Origin of the sequence: Liquorilactobacillus sp. (assembly GCF_047719775.1) — a bacterium.
Taxonomy (GTDB): domain Bacteria; phylum Bacillota; class Bacilli; order Lactobacillales; family Lactobacillaceae; genus Liquorilactobacillus.
The window spans coordinates 13,251-29,983 of record NZ_JBDNTS010000005.1; the positions used below are offsets into that span (position 1 = coordinate 13,251).

Annotated in this window: 30 protein-coding genes; 29 read left to right on the forward strand and 1 reads right to left on the reverse strand. The window is 39.1% G+C overall.

The window, feature by feature from the left end:
* Positions 1 to 57 precede the first annotated feature (57 nt).
* Positions 58 to 2,151, forward strand: coding sequence for an elongation factor G (fusA, locus tag ABF682_RS03610; RefSeq protein ID WP_415619034.1), 2,094 nt, complete (start codon positions 58 to 60; stop codon positions 2,149 to 2,151).
* Between the two features lie 109 nt (positions 2,152 to 2,260).
* Here the strand turns inward: fusA and ABF682_RS03615 are convergent, their stop codons facing one another.
* Positions 2,261 to 2,809, reverse strand: coding sequence for a cysteine hydrolase family protein (locus ABF682_RS03615; protein ID WP_289979823.1), 549 nt, complete (start codon positions 2,807 to 2,809; stop codon positions 2,261 to 2,263).
* 265 nt (positions 2,810 to 3,074) lie between these two features.
* Here ABF682_RS03615 and rpsJ point away from each other — a divergent pair, with 265 nt between their 5' ends.
* From rpsJ to ABF682_RS03755, 28 genes are all read left to right on the forward strand, one after another.
* Positions 3,075 to 3,383 carry a 30S ribosomal protein S10 gene (gene rpsJ / locus ABF682_RS03620; protein ID WP_289979820.1) on the forward strand — a complete coding sequence of 103 codons (309 nt, stop codon included), beginning with the start codon at positions 3,075 to 3,077 and terminating at the stop codon, positions 3,381 to 3,383.
* Between the two features lie 50 nt (positions 3,384 to 3,433).
* Entirely contained in the window at positions 3,434 to 4,063 is a 630-nt protein-coding gene (gene rplC / locus ABF682_RS03625; protein ID WP_415619035.1) for a 50S ribosomal protein L3, read from the forward strand.
* A gap of 23 nt (positions 4,064 to 4,086) precedes the next feature.
* Positions 4,087 to 4,710, forward strand: coding sequence for a 50S ribosomal protein L4 (gene rplD, locus ABF682_RS03630; protein ID WP_289979816.1), 624 nt, complete (start codon positions 4,087 to 4,089; stop codon positions 4,708 to 4,710).
* Between the two features lies 1 nt (position 4,711).
* Positions 4,712 to 4,996, forward strand: coding sequence for a 50S ribosomal protein L23 (gene rplW, locus ABF682_RS03635; protein WP_289979813.1), 285 nt, complete (start codon positions 4,712 to 4,714; stop codon positions 4,994 to 4,996).
* A 26-nt stretch (positions 4,997 to 5,022) separates the two neighbouring features.
* The gene (rplB, locus tag ABF682_RS03640; protein WP_415619036.1) at positions 5,023 to 5,853 is read left to right on the forward strand and encodes a 50S ribosomal protein L2; all 831 of its coding nucleotides are present in this window, start codon (positions 5,023 to 5,025) and stop codon (positions 5,851 to 5,853) included.
* Between the two features lie 46 nt (positions 5,854 to 5,899).
* On the forward strand, positions 5,900 to 6,181 hold the full coding sequence (gene rpsS, locus ABF682_RS03645; RefSeq protein ID WP_289979811.1) for a 30S ribosomal protein S19: 282 nt from the start codon (positions 5,900 to 5,902) through the stop codon (positions 6,179 to 6,181).
* A 14-nt stretch (positions 6,182 to 6,195) separates the two neighbouring features.
* Positions 6,196 to 6,543 carry a 50S ribosomal protein L22 gene (rplV, locus tag ABF682_RS03650; RefSeq protein WP_289979810.1) on the forward strand — a complete coding sequence of 116 codons (348 nt, stop codon included), beginning with the start codon at positions 6,196 to 6,198 and terminating at the stop codon, positions 6,541 to 6,543.
* Between the two features lie 13 nt (positions 6,544 to 6,556).
* Positions 6,557 to 7,213 carry a 30S ribosomal protein S3 gene (gene rpsC, locus ABF682_RS03655; protein WP_289979809.1) on the forward strand — a complete coding sequence of 219 codons (657 nt, stop codon included), beginning with the start codon at positions 6,557 to 6,559 and terminating at the stop codon, positions 7,211 to 7,213.
* Positions 7,214 to 7,216: 3 nt separating this feature from the next.
* Positions 7,217 to 7,651 carry a 50S ribosomal protein L16 gene (rplP, locus tag ABF682_RS03660; RefSeq protein WP_289979808.1) on the forward strand — a complete coding sequence of 145 codons (435 nt, stop codon included), beginning with the start codon at positions 7,217 to 7,219 and terminating at the stop codon, positions 7,649 to 7,651.
* Positions 7,641 to 7,835 (forward strand): 50S ribosomal protein L29, encoded by a 195-nt coding sequence (gene rpmC, locus ABF682_RS03665; protein WP_003689426.1) that lies wholly within the window; start codon positions 7,641 to 7,643, stop codon positions 7,833 to 7,835. The genes rplP and rpmC overlap by 11 nt, the downstream gene beginning before the upstream one ends.
* Positions 7,836 to 7,860: 25 nt before the next feature.
* Positions 7,861 to 8,127, forward strand: coding sequence for a 30S ribosomal protein S17 (rpsQ, locus tag ABF682_RS03670; RefSeq protein ID WP_289979806.1), 267 nt, complete (start codon positions 7,861 to 7,863; stop codon positions 8,125 to 8,127).
* Between the two features lie 66 nt (positions 8,128 to 8,193).
* A complete protein-coding gene (gene rplN / locus ABF682_RS03675) occupies positions 8,194 to 8,562 on the forward strand; it encodes a 50S ribosomal protein L14 (protein ID WP_289979803.1) in 369 nt (122 codons plus the stop codon).
* Between the two features lie 33 nt (positions 8,563 to 8,595).
* Positions 8,596 to 8,907: a 50S ribosomal protein L24 gene (gene rplX / locus ABF682_RS03680; protein ID WP_289979801.1), complete on the forward strand. Its 312-nt coding sequence runs from the start codon at positions 8,596 to 8,598 to the stop codon at positions 8,905 to 8,907.
* A gap of 26 nt (positions 8,908 to 8,933) precedes the next feature.
* Complete coding sequence (rplE, locus tag ABF682_RS03685; RefSeq protein WP_289979799.1) at positions 8,934 to 9,476, forward strand: 50S ribosomal protein L5; 543 nt, start codon at positions 8,934 to 8,936, stop codon at positions 9,474 to 9,476.
* Positions 9,477 to 9,489: 13 nt separating this feature from the next.
* A complete protein-coding gene (locus ABF682_RS03690; RefSeq protein ID WP_003689416.1) occupies positions 9,490 to 9,675 on the forward strand; it encodes a type Z 30S ribosomal protein S14 in 186 nt (61 codons plus the stop codon).
* A 29-nt stretch (positions 9,676 to 9,704) separates the two neighbouring features.
* Positions 9,705 to 10,103, forward strand: coding sequence for a 30S ribosomal protein S8 (rpsH, locus tag ABF682_RS03695; protein WP_289979791.1), 399 nt, complete (start codon positions 9,705 to 9,707; stop codon positions 10,101 to 10,103).
* A 31-nt stretch (positions 10,104 to 10,134) separates the two neighbouring features.
* Positions 10,135 to 10,671, forward strand: coding sequence for a 50S ribosomal protein L6 (rplF, locus tag ABF682_RS03700; protein ID WP_289979788.1), 537 nt, complete (start codon positions 10,135 to 10,137; stop codon positions 10,669 to 10,671).
* Positions 10,672 to 10,714: 43 nt separating this feature from the next.
* On the forward strand, positions 10,715 to 11,071 hold the full coding sequence (gene rplR, locus ABF682_RS03705; RefSeq protein WP_289979787.1) for a 50S ribosomal protein L18: 357 nt from the start codon (positions 10,715 to 10,717) through the stop codon (positions 11,069 to 11,071).
* A gap of 21 nt (positions 11,072 to 11,092) precedes the next feature.
* Positions 11,093 to 11,593: a 30S ribosomal protein S5 gene (gene rpsE, locus ABF682_RS03710; RefSeq protein WP_289979786.1), complete on the forward strand. Its 501-nt coding sequence runs from the start codon at positions 11,093 to 11,095 to the stop codon at positions 11,591 to 11,593.
* A 15-nt stretch (positions 11,594 to 11,608) separates the two neighbouring features.
* Complete coding sequence (rpmD, locus tag ABF682_RS03715) at positions 11,609 to 11,791, forward strand: 50S ribosomal protein L30 (RefSeq protein WP_289979782.1); 183 nt, start codon at positions 11,609 to 11,611, stop codon at positions 11,789 to 11,791.
* Between the two features lie 46 nt (positions 11,792 to 11,837).
* On the forward strand, positions 11,838 to 12,272 hold the full coding sequence (gene rplO / locus ABF682_RS03720) for a 50S ribosomal protein L15 (RefSeq protein WP_289979779.1): 435 nt from the start codon (positions 11,838 to 11,840) through the stop codon (positions 12,270 to 12,272).
* Positions 12,272 to 13,567, forward strand: coding sequence for a preprotein translocase subunit SecY (gene secY, locus ABF682_RS03725; protein WP_289979778.1), 1,296 nt, complete (start codon positions 12,272 to 12,274; stop codon positions 13,565 to 13,567). The genes rplO and secY overlap by 1 nt, the downstream gene beginning before the upstream one ends.
* A gap of 102 nt (positions 13,568 to 13,669) precedes the next feature.
* A complete protein-coding gene (locus ABF682_RS03730) occupies positions 13,670 to 14,323 on the forward strand; it encodes an adenylate kinase (RefSeq protein WP_415619099.1) in 654 nt (217 codons plus the stop codon).
* A 183-nt stretch (positions 14,324 to 14,506) separates the two neighbouring features.
* The gene (gene infA, locus ABF682_RS03735; RefSeq protein WP_003689399.1) at positions 14,507 to 14,725 is read left to right on the forward strand and encodes a translation initiation factor IF-1; all 219 of its coding nucleotides are present in this window, start codon (positions 14,507 to 14,509) and stop codon (positions 14,723 to 14,725) included.
* 34 nt (positions 14,726 to 14,759) lie between these two features.
* Positions 14,760 to 14,873, forward strand: coding sequence for a 50S ribosomal protein L36 (gene rpmJ, locus ABF682_RS03740; protein WP_003689393.1), 114 nt, complete (start codon positions 14,760 to 14,762; stop codon positions 14,871 to 14,873).
* 25 nt (positions 14,874 to 14,898) lie between these two features.
* Positions 14,899 to 15,264: a 30S ribosomal protein S13 gene (rpsM, locus tag ABF682_RS03745; RefSeq protein ID WP_003689378.1), complete on the forward strand. Its 366-nt coding sequence runs from the start codon at positions 14,899 to 14,901 to the stop codon at positions 15,262 to 15,264.
* 25 nt (positions 15,265 to 15,289) lie between these two features.
* The gene (gene rpsK, locus ABF682_RS03750) at positions 15,290 to 15,679 is read left to right on the forward strand and encodes a 30S ribosomal protein S11 (protein WP_289979582.1); all 390 of its coding nucleotides are present in this window, start codon (positions 15,290 to 15,292) and stop codon (positions 15,677 to 15,679) included.
* Positions 15,680 to 15,764: 85 nt separating this feature from the next.
* Positions 15,765 to 16,709, forward strand: a complete 945-nt coding sequence (locus tag ABF682_RS03755) for a DNA-directed RNA polymerase subunit alpha (RefSeq protein ID WP_415619037.1) — start codon at positions 15,765 to 15,767, stop codon at positions 16,707 to 16,709.
* Positions 16,710 to 16,733: the final 24 nt, after the last annotated feature.

Below are 16,733 nucleotides of genomic sequence, written 5' to 3' on the forward strand. Positions count from 1 at the left end.
TGAAATTATTTGAAATATTCATAATTTTAATTAGATTTGGAAGGAGAAATCTCTCAAATGGCTAACAAACGTGAATTTCCGTTAGAAAGGACACGTAATATCGGAATCGTCGCTCATATCGATGCTGGTAAAACGACAACGACAGAACGAATCTTATATTATACTGGTAAAATTCATAAAATTGGTGAGACCCACGAAGGGGCATCACAGATGGATTGGATGGCACAAGAGCAAGAGCGTGGGATCACAATTACTTCTGCTGCAACAACTGCACAGTGGAAGAGTCACCGTATTAATATTATTGATACTCCAGGACACGTTGACTTTACTGTTGAAGTTGAACGCTCATTGCGTGTTCTTGATGGCGCAGTGGTTGTTCTTGATGCACAATCAGGTGTTGAACCACAAACAGAAAATGTTTGGCGTCAAGCCACAACATATGCTGTTCCCCGGATTGTTTTTGCAAACAAAATGGATAAAATTGGTGCAAACTTTGATTATTCTGTAAGTACAATCAAGGACCGTCTTCAAGCAAATGCCGTAGCTATTCAGATGCCAATTGGTGCTGAAGATGAATTTCAAGGTGTGATCGACTTAATTGAAATGAAGGCCGATATCTACGATGAAGATGAGCTTGGTTCAAAATGGGATACAGTTGATATCCCTGATGAATATAAAGAAGAAGCACAAAATCGCAGAGATGCAATGATTGAAGCAATCGCTGATATTGATGAAGGCATTATGGAAAAATACCTTGAAGGTGAAGAAATTTCCAAGGATGAATTGAAAGCAGCTATTCGTAAAGCAACATTGGGCTTGGAACTGTTCCCAGTTTTGGCTGGTTCAGCTTTCAAAAATAAAGGTGTCCAAATGATGCTTGATGCAGTTAATGATTACTTACCTTCACCTTTGGATGTTAAACCATATAAGGCTACTAATCCAGACACTGATGAAGAAGTTGAATTAGTTGCAGGTGATGATAAGCCATTTGCTGGTTTGGCATTTAAGATTGCTACAGACCCATTCGTTGGGCGTTTAACATTCTTCCGTGTATACGCAGGAACACTTGAAGCTGGTTCTTACGTATTAAATGCTACAAAAGACAAGCGTGAACGTGTTGGACGTTTGTTGCAAATGCATTCAAATCATCGTAAAGAAATTGCTGAAGTATTCTCTGGCGATATTGCAGCTGCGATTGGTTTAAAAGATACAACGACTGGAGATTCCTTAACTGATATCAAGCATCCATTAATTCTCGAATCGATGGAATTCCCTGATCCAGTTATCCAGGTGTCGATTGAACCAAATACGAAGGCTGACCAAGATAAGATGGATGTTGCTTTGCAAAAACTCGCTGAAGAAGATCCAACTTTCAAGACAGAAACCAACCCAGAGACAGGCGAAACATTAATTGCTGGAATGGGTGAACTTCATCTGGATATTATCGTTGATCGTATGAGACGAGAATTTAAGGTTGAGGCCAAGGTTGGTGCTCCACAAGTTGCTTATCGTGAGACATTTACAAAACAAGTGTCTGCACAAGGTAAGTTCGTGCGCCAGTCTGGTGGTAAAGGCCAGTATGGTGATGTTTGGGTTGAATTTACACCAAACGAAGAGGGTAAAGGCTTTGAATTTGAAAATGCTATTGTTGGTGGGGTTGTTCCTCGTGAATATATTCCTTCAGTAGAACAAGGCTTACGTGAATCAATGAAGAATGGTGTTCTTGCAGGATATCCATTGATTGATGTTAAGGCTAAGTTATACGATGGGAGTTATCATGATGTCGATTCTAGTGAAGCTGCATTTAAGGTTGCCGCATCATTAGCGTTGCGTAATGCTTCTAAGAAGGCAGGCGCTGCAATTCTTGAACCAATCATGCGTGTTGAAATCGTTGCTCCTGAAGATTACTTAGGTGATGTTATGGGACACGTTAATGCTCGTCGTGGTCGTGTTGAGGGGATGGAAGCTCGTGGTAATGCACAAGTTGTTAAGGCTTTTGTGCCACTTGCTGAAATGTTTGGCTATGCTACAACACTGCGTTCAGCAACACAGGGTCGTGGGACTTTCACAATGACAATGGATCATTACGAACCAGTTCCAAAGACTATTCAAGAAGAGATTATCAAGAAAAATGGCGGTAGCGTCGAATAATTAGAAAAGGGCGAGATCAAAAATTAAATTTTGACTCCGTCCTTTTTTGTATAATATATGCAGTTTTTGTACAATGGTAATTTAAAGCAATCTTTGTTAAAAGTGGATCTTAAATAATTTTTGCACCAAGACTAGTCTTAAAGTGGTCAAGTGCCCATTCATGTCCTGTTTGGTTGAAGCTGGCAACTGCGTTTTGTGGAATTGTAATTTTGAAATTCTTATTATAAGCGTCGATGGCAGTATGGAGGACACAAATATCAGTACAAACACCGCAGAGATAAAGTTCTTCAATATGATGTGTACGTAAGAAGTTTTCAAGATTAGTATTTGCAAAAGCAGAGTACCTGTTCTTATCATAGAAATAAATCTCTTCATTATTTTTGTGCAAATCGAACCATTTACCAACATTTCCAAATAATTTTCGTCCCCAAGTATTGGCCAGATTATGAGGAGGGAAAAGTTTTGTTTCGGGATGGTATGGATCATCTTGAGTATGAAGATCTGTAGGAAATATAATGCAATCATGGTTGGCGAAAAACTTGTTAGCCAGCGTTACGATATTTGTATCAATTGCTTGCCCAGGAACACCACAGGTTAGTGCACCTTTATCAGCAACAAAATCATTTGTATAATCAATTACTATGAGAGCTTTTTTCATTGATATTGGTCCCTTCTAGAAGTGTTTACAAAAAGAATAAGCATTTTTTTAAAAAAATGCAAATTAAATTGAAAAAAAGCTTGCTTTGAAGATATATCCAAGGTATTATAAAAAGGTACTTGTCCAAGGGATGAGTGCGCGTATTAAAAAGAAGTTTGAGCTGTGATGTTGAAGGTTGCGACACACCCGGGAGCTTTGCCATGGGGTGGTTGGGAATTTTGACGGAGCTAGTCTTGTTTTTAAAATAGACGAAGGAGGGAACAAAATGGCAAAACAAAAAATCCGTATCCGTTTAAAGGCATACGAACATCGCATTTTAGATCAATCTGCTGATAAGATTGTCGAAACAGCAAAGAGAACTGGTGCAACAATCGCAGGTCCTATTCCATTACCAACGGAACGTACACTTTATACGGTTATCCGTTCACCACATAAGTACAAGGACTCACGTGAGCAATTCGAAATGCGCACACATAAGCGTTTGATTGATATTATTAATCCAACACCTAAAACGGTTGATTCATTGATGAAATTGGATCTACCTAGTGGTGTTGATATTGAAATCAAATTATAATTCAGTAATTACTAAAGCAATAGTAAAATAAATTAATTGGAGGTGTATTCATGACCACTAAAGGAATCTTAGGGAAAAAAGTAGGGATGACGCAAGTTTTCACTAATAACGGCGAATTAGTTCCTGTAACTGTCGTTGAAGTTAGTGCTAACGTTGTAATGCAAGTCAAAACTGTCGAAAATGATGGTTACGAAGCTGTACAGTTGGGCTTTGATGATTTACGTGAAGTGTTATCAAACAAACCTGCTAAAGGTCATGCAGCAAAAGCAAAAACTGCTCCTAAGCGCTTCATTCGTGAAATTAAAGATGTTGAGCTAGGAGATTATAAAGTCGGAGATGAAGTTAAGGCGGATATCTTTGAAACAGGCGACATCGTTAATGTCATAGGTACATCAAAGGGCCATGGCTTCCAAGGTAACATTAAGCGTTGGGGACAATCACGTGGGCCAATGGCTCATGGGTCTCGTTACCATCGCCGTCCTGGTTCAATGGGTGCCGTTATCAACCGTGTATTTAAAGGCAAACTTCTTCCAGGTCGTATGGGTGGAGATCGCGTTACGATTAAGAATCTTGAAATTGTCCAAGCAGATATGGAAAACAACGTACTTTTAATCAAAGGTAATGTACCAGGTGCTAACAAATCATTAGTTACTGTTGTTGGTACGATTAAAGAAAAATAATTTGAGGAAGGGAGGACAATTAAATGCCAAAAGTTACATTATTTAAGCAAGATGGTAGTAAAAATGGTGAAGTTGAATTAAACGAAAACATTTTTGGTATCGAACCAAATGATAATGTCGTCTTTGATGCAGTGATTATGCAGCGTGCATCATTACGTCAAGGAACACATGCCGTTAAGAACAGAAGTGCTGTTTCTGGTGGTGGTAAGAAACCATGGCGTCAAAAAGGAACAGGTCGTGCTCGTCAGGGCTCAATCCGTTCACCACAATGGGTTGGTGGTGGAGTAGTCTTCGGACCAACACCACGTTCATACAGCTACAAACTTCCAAAGAAGGTTCGCCGTTTAGCAATCAAGTCAGTACTTTCACAAAAAGTATTGAATGAAGGTTTACTAATTGTTGATAAGCTAAGTTTTGAACAACCAAAAACAAAGGCCTTCGCAGAAGTTTTGAATAGCTTAGATGTTAAGACAAAAGTTTTAGTAGTTCTTGAAGATGGCAATGACTTAGCCGCTCTTTCAGCTCGTAACTTGCCAAATGTTACGGTTGTTAGTGCTAAAGGCGTTAATGTGTTAGACGTCATTAATAGCGACAAGTTAGTCATGACTCAAGAAGCTCTTTCTCAAGTAGAGGAGGTTCTTGCATAAAATGGAAGCACGTAAAATTATCTTAAAACCAGTTGTTACAGAAGCTTCGACTGCAAATTTGGATGCAAAGCGTTATACATTTGATGTTGACACGCGTGCAACTAAGATTGAAGTTAAGAAGGCTGTTGAAGAAATTTTCGACGTTAAGGTTATCAAAGTTAACGTCATGAATGTCAAAGGCAAATTAAAACGTATGGGTCGCTATGCTGGCTATACAAAGAAGCGTAGAAAAGCAATCGTTACTTTAAGTGCAGATTCAAAAGAAATCAAATTATTTGAAGAATAAAATTTTGTATATAGGAGGGAATACACGTGGGGATCAAAAAATTTAAACCAACCTCTAACGGACGCCGTAATATGACTGGTTCAGATTTTTCTGAAATTACAAAAACAACTCCAGAAAAATCTTTGCTTGAATCACAAAGCAAGACAGCCGGCCGTAATAGTTATGGTCGCATTACTGTTCGTCATCGTGGTGGTGGTCACAAGCGTCAATATCGTTTAATTGATTTTAAACGTATTAAAGATGATGTACCTGCAACAGTTAAAGCAATCGAATATGATCCAAACCGTTCAGCAAACATTGCATTACTTGTTTATGCTGATGGTATTAAGTCATACATCCTTGCTCCTAAAGGCCTTGAAGTCGGCCAAGTTGTTCAATCAGGAAAAGAAGCAGATATTAAGGTAGGTAATACTTTAGTATTATCAGATATCCCTGTTGGTACAGTTATTCATAATATCGAACTCAAACCTGGAAAGGGCGGCCAGTTAGTTCGCTCAGCTGGTACCTCAGCACAGTTATTGGGTAAAGAAGGCAAATATGCTTTAGTTCGTTTGACTTCTGGCGAAGTTCGTATGGTGCTTTCAACTTGTCGTGCTACAATTGGTGCGGTTGGTAATGAGCAACATGAGCTTATCAAAATCGGTAAAGCTGGCCGTTCACGTTGGGCTGGTAAACGTCCTACAGTTCGTGGTTCTGTAATGAACCCTAACGATCATCCACATGGTGGTGGTGAAGGTAAAGCTCCTATCGGACATCCAAGTCCTATGTCACCATGGGGTAAGAAAACGATGGGTTACAAGACGCGTTCTAAGAAGGCACAATCTGATAAATTTATCGTACGTAAACGTAACAAGTAGCCAGAAGGTTGCTTAAGGATTAGATGATCCGAAAGGAGGATTCACATTGAGTCGTAGTTTGAAAAAAGGACCATTTGCTGATGCTCATTTAATGAAGAAAATCGAAGCTCAAGCAGATCAAGAAAAGAAATCTGTAATTAAGACATGGTCACGTCGTTCAACAATTTTCCCAAGTTTCATTGGTTATACAATCGCTGTGTATGATGGTCGTAAGCATGTACCAGTTTATATTCAAGAAGATATGGTTGGCCATAAATTAGGTGAATTTGTACCAACACGTACATTCCGTGGTCATGGTACTGGCGATAAAAAAACAGGTGTTAAGTAAGGGAGGGTAATAAAATGGCTGAACAAGTAACATCAGCAAAAGCAACTGCCAAAACAGTTCGAATCCCTGCACGTAAAGCACGTCTAGTGATCGATCTCATCCGTGGCAAAAGTGTAGCTGAAGCATTAGGGATTTTGAAGTTCACACCAAGAGCTGGCTCCCTAATTATCGAAAAAGTATTAAAATCGGCAATTGCAAATGCGGAAAATAATTTTGACTTGGATGTTGAAGATTTAATTATCAGTGAAGCTTTTGTTAATGAAGGACCAACCTTAAAACGTTTTCGTCCTCGTGCAAAAGGTTCTGCTTCTCCAATCAACAAGCGTACTAGTCATGTTACTGTAGTTGTATCTGTAAAATAAGGAGGGATAATGCGTGGGTCAAAAAGTAAATCCAACGGGATTACGTGTAGGAATCATTCGTGACTGGGATGCAAAATGGTATGCAGAAAAAGATTTTGCTGAAAATTTACATGAAGATTTACACATCCGTGAATACATTCAAAAGAAATTAGCCGATGCATCTGTCTCTACCGTTGAAATTGAACGTGCTGCAAAGCGTGTTAATGTTTCAATCCATACTGCAAAACCAGGTATGGTTATCGGTAAAGGTGGAGCTGAAGTTGAAAAACTTCGTAAGGAATTAAATGAATTAACAGGCAAACGAGTTCATATCAATATTATTGAAATCAAGAGACCAGATTTAGATGCTTTGTTGGTAGGCGAGAATATTGCGGTTCAATTAGAAAATCGTGTTGCATTTCGTCGTGCTATGAAACAGGGTATTCAACGTACAATGCGCTCTGGTGCTAAGGGAATTAAGGTCCAAGTTGCAGGTCGTCTTAACGGCGCCGATATGTCGCGTGTAGAACATTTTTCAGAAGGAACTGTTCCTTTACACACATTGCGTGCTGATATTGACTATGCGTGGGTAGAGGCACAAACAACTTATGGTAAATTAGGAGTCAAGGTCTGGATTTATCGTGGGGAAGTTTTACCTGCTAAGAAAGATAATAGTAAAGGAGGGAAATAACCTATGTTAGTACCAAAACGTACAAAACATCGCCGCGAATTTCGTGGCAAGATGCGTGGTGAAGCAAAGGGTGGCAAGACTGTTGCTTTCGGGGAATACGGTTTACAAGCTGTTGACTCACATTGGATTACGAACCGTCAGATTGAAGCTGCTCGTATTGCAATGACACGTTATATGAAACGTGGTGGGAAAGTTTGGATTAAGATTTTCCCTCATAAATCATTTACTGCTAAAGCTATTGGTGTTCGTATGGGTTCTGGGAAAGGTGCTCCTGAAGGTTGGGTAGCCCCAGTAAAACGTGGCAAAATTCTTTTCGAAATTGGTGATGTTCCGGAAGAAGTTGCTCGTGAAGCATTGCGTTTAGCTTCCCACAAGCTCCCATTGAAGACTAAGTTTGTAAAACGTGAGGAAGTAGGTGGCGAATCAAATGAAGGCTAAGGAAATTAATGAATTAACCACTGCTGAAATGCTCGATAAAGAAAAGCAATTCAAAGAGGAATTATTTAACTTGCGCTTCCAATTAGCTACCGGTCAATTGGAAAATACGGCTCGTTTAAAAGAAGTTCGTAAGACGATTGCACGGATTAAAACTGCATTACGTCAACAAGAATTGAACAAATAGAATACGAAGAGGAGGAAACTAAAGTATGACTGAAGCTCGTAACCAACGTAAAGTCTATCAAGGACGTGTTGTTTCGGACAAAATGGATAAGACGATTGCTGTTGTTATTGAAACATACAAGAACCATAAAGTTTATAACAAACGTGTTAAGTACTCTAAAAAGTATAAAGCGCATGATGAAAATAACGAAGCAAAAGTTGGAGACATTGTAAAGATTATGGAAACTCGTCCGTTGTCAGCAACAAAGAGATTCCGTTTAGTTGAGATCGTTGAAAAGGCAGTTATTATCTAGATATTTTCTAGACTTAATGGACTTTGATTCGTATTCTGATTCGTTAACGAAAGGAGGTCACATATCGTGATCCAACAAGAAAGTCGTTTAAAAGTTGCTGATAACTCTGGTGCACGTGAAATTCTTGTAATTAAAGTCTTAGGTGGTTCGCGTGTTCGTACAGCGAATATTGGTGACATGATTGTTGCTACTGTTAAACAGGCAACACCAGGTGGCGTTGTCAAAAAAGGTGACGTTGTCAGGGCAGTTGTTGTTCGAACAAAGTTTGGAACACATCGTACAGACGGTTCTTACATCAAATTTGATGAAAACGCAGCAGTTATTATTGGTGATGACAAGTCACCTAAAGGTACACGTATCTTCGGGCCAGTCGCACGTGAATTACGTGATGGAAACTTCATGAAGATTGTTTCCTTAGCACCTGAAGTATTGTAATAAACCGATATTGGCAAGGAGGTGCGAAATAAAATGTTTGTAAAAAAGAATGATAAAGTTAAGGTAATTGCCGGTAAGGACAAGGGTAAAGAAGGCATTGTTGAAAAAGTTTTCCCTGGGAAAGACCGTGTAATTGTTAAAGGTGTAAATATTATTAAGAAACACCAAAAGCCAAGCAACGCAAATCCTAATGGTGGAATTGTTGAGATTGAAGCACCTATTCATGTTTCCAATGTTATGTTGCTTGATCCAGCAAACAATGAAATAACTCGTGTAGGAGTAAAAGTTGTTGATGGTAAAAAAGTTCGAGTTTCTAAAAAAACTGGTGAGTCTTTAGATAAGTAGAATAGGAAAGGAGGATTGCTTTCTTCATGGTTAATCGTTTAAAAGAAAGATATGATAAAGAAGTAGTTCCATCAATAATTGAAAAGTTTGGCTATACTTCAATCATGCAAGCTCCTAAAGTTGATAAAATCGTTATCAATATGGGTGTTGGTGATGCAGTTAGCAACGCTAAGAACTTGGATGAAGCTGTTGAGGAATTGACTTTGATTGCAGGTCAAAAACCCGTTATTACTAAGGCAAAGAAATCAATCGCTGGGTTCCGTTTGCGTGAAGGTATGCCTATCGGAGCTAAGGTTACATTGCGTGGTGAACGTATGTATGATTTCTTGGACAAATTAGTATCTGTTTCCTTACCACGTGTGCGTGATTTCCATGGTGTTAGTAAGCGTGCCTTTGATGGCCGTGGCAACTACACATTGGGTATTCGTGAACAGTTAATTTTCCCTGAAATTGATTTCGATGATGTTAACAAGGTTCGTGGAATGGATATCGTTATTGTTACAACTGCAAATTCAGATGAAGAATCCAAAGAATTATTGTCGCAACTAGGAATGCCATTCGCTAAATAAAGGGGGGTTCACATTGGCAAAAAAATCACAAATTGCAAAGAACAAACGCGAAGCTAAGTTCTCTACGCAGGAATATACACGCTGTGAACGTTGTGGTCGTCCACATTCAGTTTATCGTAAGTTTAAGTTATGCCGTGTTTGCCTAAGAGATCTTGCCCACAAAGGTCAAATTCCTGGGATGAAAAAGGCTAGCTGGTAATCCAATAAAGTAAAAGGAGGGCAAATTTAATGGTCATGACTGATCCAATCGCAGACTTCTTGACACGTGTTCGCAATGCAAACATGGCAAAGCACGAATCTCTTGAAGTACCTGCTTCAAAAATTAAGCACGATATTGCAGAAATCCTCAAGAATGAAGGTTTCATTCGCAATGCCGAATATATTGATGATGACAAACAAGGAATCATCCGTGTATTCTTGAAATTTAGTAAGGATAATGAACGTGTTATTACTGGAATTAAGCGTATTTCAAAACCCGGTCTACGTTCATATGTTAAAGCAGATGCTGTTCCTAAAGTCCTAAATGGCTTAGGAATCGCTATTCTTTCAACCTCAGAAGGGGTTATGACAGATAAAGACGCCCGCGCAAAGAAAATTGGCGGCGAAGTATTAGCATACGTTTGGTAGAAATTTTCGAAAGTAAGGAGGTGTCACTACCGTGAGTCGTATTGGTTATAAAGAAGTTACTGTACCTGCTGGTATTGAGGTCAACCGTGATGGAGACATCGTGACTGTTAAAGGACCTAAAGGTGAATTAACTCGTGAGTTCTCTGATAAGATTTCGATGGGAATCGAAGGCAATGTTGTCAAATTTGATCGTCCAAGCAACGATAGCAAGACAAAAGCATTACATGGAACAACAAGAGCTGTATTCCATAACATGATATTGGGTGTTACCGAAGGCTTCAAGAAGGAATTAGAACTTCAGGGTGTTGGTTATCGTGCACAAATGAAGGGACAAACACTTGTGTTGAATGTTGGTTACTCTCATCCAGTAGAATTTGTTGCTGAAAATGGGATCAGCATTGAAGTACCTTCTGCAACCTCAATAATTGTTTCTGGTATTTCAAAAGAAGCTGTTGGAGATTTTGCTGCAAAGATTCGTTTGACACGTGCTCCAGAGCCTTACAAGGGCAAAGGAATTCGTTATAAAGGTGAAATTGTTCGTCGTAAGGAAGGTAAGACTGGTAAGTAATCAGTTTAACTGAAGATCTAAATTAAATTAAGAGGTGAAAATTGTGATTTCAAAACCAGATAAGAATAAGACACGTCAAAAGCGCCATCTACGTGTCCGTGGTAAGATCTCTGGTACAGCTAAGTGCCCACGCTTAAATGTTTATCGTTCTAACAAAAACATCTACGCTCAAGTAATTGATGACGTAGCGGGTGTGACGCTAGTTAGTGCCTCTACATTAGATAGTGAAGTCAGTGGTGACTCTAAGACAGGACAAGCAACTTCAGTTGGTGAAGTTGTTGCAAAACGTGCTGTTGCAAAGGGTATTAAGGAAGTTGTTTTTGATCGTGGTGGATATTTGTATCATGGACGTATTGAAGCACTTGCAACTGCTGCTCGTGAAAATGGATTAGACTTTTAGGAAAGGGAGGGAAACTAATTTATGACTTTTATCGATCCAGCTCAATTAGACTTAGAAGATCGCGTTGTTGCGATTAACCGTATCACAAAAGTTGTTAAAGGTGGACGTCGCTTGCGTTTTGCTGCCTTAGTTATTGTTGGAGACCACAATGGTCATGTCGGCTTTGGTACAGGTAAGGCACAAGAGGTTCCTGATGCTATCCGTAAAGCTGTTGATGATGCTCGTAAGAATCTTATTACAGTTCCAATGGTTAACGATACGCTTCCTCACGAAGTCCTTGGTGAATATAGTGGTAGCCGTATTATGTTGAAACCAGCTACAGCCGGTTCTGGTGTTGCTGCTGGTGGCGCTGTCCGTGCCGTTATGGAATTGTCTGGTGTTGCTGATGTTACAAGTAAGTCACTTGGTTCAAGCACACCAATCAATGTCGTACGCGCAACAATGGACGGTTTAGCAAAAATGAAGAGTGCTGAAGAAGTTGCTGTACTTCGTGGTGTTTCAGCACAACACTTAGCAGAATAAAGGAGGCTCAATATTATGGCTAATTTAAAAGTTACTTTGGTTCGTAGTGTCATTGGGCGTCCGCAAAAGCAACGTGATATTGTTAAAGCACTTGGATTAGGTCGTATCAACAGTACAGTTGTACTTCCTGACAATGCTGCAACACGTGGTGCTGTTACGAAGATCAATCATTTGGTTGAAGTTTCAGTTGCTGAGTAATCGTTTATGACATGTTATAACTATTAATTAAGGAGGTGCCAACCTGATGGAATTGCATGAGTTAAAAGCAAGTGAAGGTTCACGTCATGTACGTAATCGTGTAGGTCGCGGAACTTCATCCGGTAATGGTAAGACGGCTGGACGTGGTCAAAAAGGCCAAAAGGCTCGTAGCAAAGTACGCTTGGGTTTTGAAGGTGGACAAATGCCATTGTTCCGTCGTATGCCAAAACGTGGTTTTCAAAATATCAACCGTAAAGAATTTGCAGTTGTTAATTTAGACACGCTTAACAAATTCGATGAAGGTACAGAAATTACACCTGTACTCTTAGTTGAAAATGGTGTTGTTAAAAAAGAATTAAGTGGAATTAAAATTCTGGGTAATGGTGAGTTGACTAAGAAGTTAACTGTCAAAGCCAACAAGTTTTCTGCTTCAGCTAAAAAAGCTATTGAAGCAGCTGGCGGTCAAGCCGAGGTGATTTAATGCTTAAAACGATGAAGAACGCCTTAGCTGTAAAAGAGATCCGTAACAAAATCTTATTTACATTAGGTGTCTTGATTGTATTTCGTTTAGGCACATATATCACAGTCCCTGGGATCAACGCTAAGGCTTTAAGTAGTGTTGCATCTTCAGGGTTAGTTAGTATCTTGAATACTTTTAGTGGTGGTGGCTTGACGAACTATTCCATCTTAGCAATGGGTGTTTCGCCATATATCACAGCTCAGATTATTGTTCAACTACTTCAGATGGATATTGTCCCCCGCTTTGTTGAGTGGAGTAAACAAGGTGAAGTTGGTCGTAGGAAGCTTAATCAAGCTACAAGATACTTAACGATAGTGCTGGCGTTTGTACAGTCAATTGGAATTACAGCTGGATTTAATGCACTGAGCAGTTTGAATTTGGTCGAAAATCCAGGAGTTAAGACATATTTAAGTATAGGAATTATTTTAACGGGTGGTTCGCTATTTACTACATGGCTTGGCGATATGATTACTGATAGAGGTTTTGGAAACGGAATTTCAATGATAATCATGGCTGGTATTATCGCAAGAATTCCTACTGGTATTCATCAGATTTACAATGATCAATTTGCTGATGCTTCATCAGGTGACTTGTGGAAGAGCATTTTATATGTTGTTGTGTTGGTTATAGCTATTCTGGTAATCATTGCTTTTGTTACATATGTACAACAAGCAAGTTATAAGATTCCTATTCAATACACTAGACGACTTGCAGGAGCAACTAACAGCTCATATCTCCCATTGAAAATCAATGTGGCAGGAGTTATTCCAGTTATTTTTGCAAGTTCCTTTATTGCAACGCCGCAAACTATTTTGATGGCATTTACACAAAATTACTCTGAAGCTACATGGTACCAGGTGATGACTAACATCTTCAACATGCAAGCTACAGGCGGAATGATTCTTTACACTGTTTTGATTGTTGTATTTACATTCTTTTATGCTTTCGTTCAGGTTAATCCGGAGAAATTATCGGAGAATTTGCAGAAACAGGGTAGTTATATTCCAAGTGTCTGGCCAGGTAAGGAAACGGAGAAATTTGTTTCACGTCTGTTGATGCGTTTAAGTTCAGTCGGTTCACTCTTCTTAGGACTCGTTGCCTTAATTCCATTAGTTGCCTCAAATATTTGGGGATTAGATGAATCAATCGGATTAGGTGGAACTAGTTTACTGATTGTTGTGGGGGTTGCACTTGAATCAATCAGACAATTAAAGGGTATGATGATGAAGCGCGAATATGTTGGCTTTATTAGATAAGTTAGTGATGATGAAAGAGAGTTCGGCTTCGCTTTAGTGAAGCCAACTTTTTCATTTAAACCTAATTACACATTCTATGGAGGTTATTGAACAATGACAGGAATGAACTTAATGTTAATGGGACTGCCTGGAGCTGGAAAAGGGACACAGGCTGAAAAAATTGTTGATGAATTTAATATTCCGCATATTTCAACAGGGGATATTTTTCGTGCTGCTATTAAAAATAGCACACCAATGGGCTTGAAGGCGAAGGCTTTTATTGATAAAGGTGAACTTGTTCCAGATGAAGTTACAAATGGAATCGTCAAAGAACGTTTAAGTGAAACTGATACAGACAAAGGCTTTTTACTTGACGGTTTTCCTAGAAATATGGTTCAAGCAAGAGCGCTGGAAGAAATGGGAGTTGAGTTATCAAAAGCTTTGGTTGGTGTTATCAATATTCATGTTGATCCTTCTTCATTATTAGAACGATTGACAGGGCGCTTTATCTGCCGAAATTGTGGTGCGACATATCATAAGGTCTTTAAACCAACGAAGGTAGCGGGAATTTGTGACCGTTGTGGTAGCCATAACTTCTATCAGCGCGAAGATGATAAACCCGAAACTGTTAAGAATCGTTTGAGTGTTAATATTAAGATGAATACTCCATTATTAGCATTTTATGAAGAAAAGGGCTTATTACATGAAGTTGATGGTAACCAAGATATTGATAAAGTCTTCAGTGGTGTCAAAGAAATTTTAGAAAAGCTGAAGTAATGATTGTTGAAATTGCTTGCATATAGTTCTTTGAAATGATATACTATTTCAGGTTTATCTTTTCAATAGGATTAGTCTGTCCATTTGGATGGATTAGCTTGCGTAAGAAGAGTTACTCCTTGGTTTTAAGGAGTTGCCGTTTTGCGTGTAAAGTTTTAAAACCATTTAAGGAGGTACTTTTGCGTGGCGAAAGATGATGTGATTGAAATTGAGGGTACAATCAAAGAAACGTTACCCAATGCGATGTTCAAAGTTGAACTCGAAAACGGACACGAGATACTAGCTCATGTATCAGGCAAAATCAGAATGCATTATATTCGCATTTTACCTGGTGATAAGGTAACTGTCGAAATGTCCCCTTACGATTTGACTAAGGGCCGCATTACCTATCGCTTTAAATAGATTGTACTTCAAATACATTTGGGAGGTATAATTCATGAAGGTAAGACCATCAGTAAAACCAATGTGTGAACACTGTAAAGTAATTAAGCGCAAGGGTCGTGTTATGGTAATTTGCTCAAATCCAAAACACAAACAACGTCAAGGATAATTAAAAATTAGGAGGTGTAATTGTTATGGCTCGTATTGCAGGTGTCGATTTACCACGTGACAAGCGTATCGTAATCGGATTAACTTACATTTATGGAATCGGTAATACTACAGCACAAAAAATCTTAGCAGAGGCAGAAGTATCTGAGGATGTTCGCGTACGCGATTTGACTTCTGATCAAGAGGACAAGATTCGTGCTGTTGCTGATAAGTACAAGGTCGAAGGTGATCTTCGTCGTGAGGTCAGCTTAGATATCAAGCGTTTATCAGAAATCGGATCGTACCGAGGTCTACGTCATCGTCGTCATTTACCAGTTCGTGGACAAAACACGAAGAATAACGCACGTACACGTAAAGGCCCAGCTGCATCAATTGCTGGTAGAAAGAAATAATTAATTAAAGGAGGTTAGCTATTTCATGGCAGTTAAGAAAGGTTCACGTAAGCGTCGAGTAAAGAAAAATATTGAAGTCGGCGTAGCGCATATTCATTCAACATTTAATAACACACTTGTTATGATTACAGATGTTCATGGCAATGCTATTGCTTGGTCTTCTGCAGGCGCTCTTGGTTTCAGGGGTAGTCGTAAATCAACTCCATTTGCCGCTCAAATGGCTGCAGAAGCTGCAGCTAAAGGTTCAATGGAACATGGTATGAAGAGTGTTGAAGTTGCAGTTAAAGGCCCTGGCTCTGGTCGTGAAGCCGCTATTCGTGCTTTACAGACAACTGGTCTTGAGGTTACATCGATTCGCGATGTGACACCAGTTCCTCATAATGGATGTCGTCCTCCAAAACGCCGTCGTGTTTAATATGGTTTCGTATTCATTTTGAGGTAAATCTTCATAATGTTTTCGCCAGATTACACGCCGTGTTTTGAAAGGGGTAAAGATAAGAATGATTGAATTTGAAAAACCAAAAATTCATAAAATAGAAGAAAATCTTGATTATGGTAAATTTGTTATTGAACCACTTGAACGTGGCTATGGTACTACTCTAGGTAATTCACTTCGTCGTATTTTGCTTTCATCACTTCCTGGTGCTGCAATTACTGATATTCAGATTGATGGTGTACTGCATGAATTTTCGACCATCAAGGGTGTTCTTGAAGATGTAACACAAATCATTTTGAATCTTAAAAAAGTTGCTTTGCGTATTATTTCGGAAGAAAATCAAACTTTGGAAATCAATGTTGCTGGTCCTGCTGAAGTAACTGCGGGTGACATTCAAGGAAGTAGTGATGTTGAGGTTCTTAACCCCAATCTGTATATTTGTACAGTTGCTGAAGGCGCATCATTCCATGTTCGAATGACTGCTAACACTGGCCGTGGCTATGTTTCTGCTGATGATAACAAAGCCAGAGCTGATGATATGCCGATTGGTGTATTGCCAATCGACTCAATTTATACCCCGATTGAACGTGTAAACTATCAAGTAGAGAAAGCACGTGTTGGTCAAAGAGATGATTTTGATAAGTTGACACTTGATGTTTGGACTAATGGTGCAGTTACTCCAAGTGAAGCTATCAGCTTATCTGCGAAAATTTTAACAGAACATTTAACTTTATTTGTTGATCTTACTGATGAGGCAAAGAATGCTGAAATCATGGTAGAAAAAGAAGAAACACATAAAGAAAAAATGCTTGAGATGACGATTGAAGAGCTTTATTTATCGGTTCGTTCTTATAATTGCTTGAAACGTGCTGGAATCAACACAGTTCAAGAGTTAACTAACAAGTCCGAAGCTGATATGATGAAGGTCCGCAATCTTGGACGTAAGTCATTGGAAGAAGTTAAGAATAAACTTGTTGACTTGGGTTTATCATTACGTCATGATGACTAATCTTTATTAAGGGAGGGAATACTT

Bases quoted from the DNA above. Each gene is read 5' to 3' on its own strand.
- fusA (WP_415619034.1), top strand. From the start codon at position 58: ATGGCTAACAAACGTGAATTTCCGTTAGAAAGGACACGTAATATCGGA.
- ABF682_RS03615 (WP_289979823.1), bottom strand. From the start codon at position 2,809: ATGAAAAAAGCTCTCATAGTAATTGATTATACAAATGATTTTGTTGCT.
- rpsJ (WP_289979820.1), top strand. From the start codon at position 3,075: ATGGCAAAACAAAAAATCCGTATCCGTTTAAAGGCATACGAACATCGC.
- rplC (WP_415619035.1), top strand. From the start codon at position 3,434: ATGACCACTAAAGGAATCTTAGGGAAAAAAGTAGGGATGACGCAAGTT.
- rplD (WP_289979816.1), top strand. From the start codon at position 4,087: ATGCCAAAAGTTACATTATTTAAGCAAGATGGTAGTAAAAATGGTGAA.
- rplW (WP_289979813.1), top strand. From the start codon at position 4,712: ATGGAAGCACGTAAAATTATCTTAAAACCAGTTGTTACAGAAGCTTCG.
- rplV (WP_289979810.1), top strand. From the start codon at position 6,196: ATGGCTGAACAAGTAACATCAGCAAAAGCAACTGCCAAAACAGTTCGA.
- rplP (WP_289979808.1), top strand. From the start codon at position 7,217: ATGTTAGTACCAAAACGTACAAAACATCGCCGCGAATTTCGTGGCAAG.
- rpmC (WP_003689426.1), top strand. From the start codon at position 7,641: ATGAAGGCTAAGGAAATTAATGAATTAACCACTGCTGAAATGCTCGAT.
- rpsQ (WP_289979806.1), top strand. From the start codon at position 7,861: ATGACTGAAGCTCGTAACCAACGTAAAGTCTATCAAGGACGTGTTGTT.
- rplX (WP_289979801.1), top strand. From the start codon at position 8,596: ATGTTTGTAAAAAAGAATGATAAAGTTAAGGTAATTGCCGGTAAGGAC.
- rplE (WP_289979799.1), top strand. From the start codon at position 8,934: ATGGTTAATCGTTTAAAAGAAAGATATGATAAAGAAGTAGTTCCATCA.
- rpsH (WP_289979791.1), top strand. From the start codon at position 9,705: ATGGTCATGACTGATCCAATCGCAGACTTCTTGACACGTGTTCGCAAT.
- rpsE (WP_289979786.1), top strand. From the start codon at position 11,093: ATGACTTTTATCGATCCAGCTCAATTAGACTTAGAAGATCGCGTTGTT.
- rpmD (WP_289979782.1), top strand. From the start codon at position 11,609: ATGGCTAATTTAAAAGTTACTTTGGTTCGTAGTGTCATTGGGCGTCCG.
- rplO (WP_289979779.1), top strand. From the start codon at position 11,838: ATGGAATTGCATGAGTTAAAAGCAAGTGAAGGTTCACGTCATGTACGT.
- secY (WP_289979778.1), top strand. From the start codon at position 12,272: ATGCTTAAAACGATGAAGAACGCCTTAGCTGTAAAAGAGATCCGTAAC.
- ABF682_RS03730 (WP_415619099.1), top strand. From the start codon at position 13,670: ATGAACTTAATGTTAATGGGACTGCCTGGAGCTGGAAAAGGGACACAG.
- rpmJ (WP_003689393.1), top strand. From the start codon at position 14,760: ATGAAGGTAAGACCATCAGTAAAACCAATGTGTGAACACTGTAAAGTA.
- rpsM (WP_003689378.1), top strand. From the start codon at position 14,899: ATGGCTCGTATTGCAGGTGTCGATTTACCACGTGACAAGCGTATCGTA.
- rpsK (WP_289979582.1), top strand. From the start codon at position 15,290: ATGGCAGTTAAGAAAGGTTCACGTAAGCGTCGAGTAAAGAAAAATATT.
- ABF682_RS03755 (WP_415619037.1), top strand. From the start codon at position 15,765: ATGATTGAATTTGAAAAACCAAAAATTCATAAAATAGAAGAAAATCTT.